General features: G+C 59.2%; 1 protein-coding gene. It reads left to right on the plus strand.

The window, feature by feature from the left end:
* Positions 1-27 precede the first annotated feature (27 nt).
* On the plus strand, positions 28-804 hold the full coding sequence (locus tag EN893_RS34655) for an IclR family transcriptional regulator (protein WP_281062530.1): 777 nt from the start codon (positions 28-30) through the stop codon (positions 802-804).
* The last annotated feature ends 416 nt before the right edge of the window (positions 805-1,220 follow it).

Genomic DNA, 1,220 nt, shown 5'->3' on the forward strand with positions numbered 1-1,220 from the left:
GCCAAGGACAGTCCCCTCGAGCGCTACATCTCGATCATGGAAACGGTCGCGCCGTTCGAGCATGGCTTGACGGCGATCGAGCTCGAAACGACGCTTGGACTGCCCAAAACCACGATCAACAGGCTGCTGCATGCCTTGATCGAAAGCGGGATGATCACCGCCGAGAGCGTTCGCAATCGGACATACCGCCTCGGCGATCGCTTGCTGCAGCTGCTACAGATGTCTCCGGATAGCGGCTGGCTGACGACGCTCGCGCAGCGACCGCTTCAGGATTTGGCCGACCGCACCGGCCAGTCGGCGTTCCTGTCGAAGTTCGACGGTACCGAGGTGCGCTCGGTCACCTGCGTCGCGCCCGACACTCCGGTCCGGACCTATGTCATGCCGGGTATGGCCATGCCTGTAAATGCGACCGCTTCGGCCAAGGCGATCCTTGCGTTTCATCCGCAGGAGACCGTGAACAGGATCCTGGCGACCGAGCTGCGCAGCTATACCGATCGGACTAAAACGAAGATCGCGGAGTTGACCAGGGAATTGGCGGAGGTTCGGCAGCAGGGCTATGCCATGGACCTGGCCGAGCATGTTCCGGGCCTGGGCTCGATCGCATTTCCGATAAGGCCGACGAGCGGTGAGGTGATGTACGCGGTGGGACTTACGGGACCCTACGGTCAGATCATAGAGCAAAACTTCAAGCAGCATTGCTCGGCGCTCGCAGAAGCCGCCCAGCGCATGGCAAAGCTGGCGCAGATGCACGCCTACAACGGATCGGCTTTGGCCGCAAAGAGTGCTGCAGCGGATCAGCGATAGGTCGGTGCTGAGAGGCCGGTCATCGCGCGAAGAGATGTTGCGCTTTGAACCTGTAGTTCGCGATATGTTCTCGACGGAAGTGAATGTCCGGCTCCATCCCTCTGAGAACCACCCAATAGAAACCTTGGAGGCTCGCCCATTGCATTCAGAGTAGCTGCTCGGATGGCAGATAATCTACATCGACCACCAGCGCGATTTCGTCGGCGTGAAGCTGTCGACCTGGCCGAAAGCGATCAATCAGTCGATGCGGATCGACATACAGAACCTGATGGGAACGATCGCCGACACTCTCCATTCGGTGTGAAGGCGATCGGGGCATTGGTACTGACGTTAACAACAAGGGCGGCACGCGCGCCAAAAATTCGATGCCTCGTCAAATTTTGCTAAAGCCGAGCGGGCAGCCAAGGCAGCAATAT

This window comes from Mesorhizobium sp. M7A.F.Ca.CA.004.04.2.1, from assembly GCF_004022825.1.
Classification (GTDB): Bacteria; Pseudomonadota; Alphaproteobacteria; order Rhizobiales; family Rhizobiaceae; genus Mesorhizobium.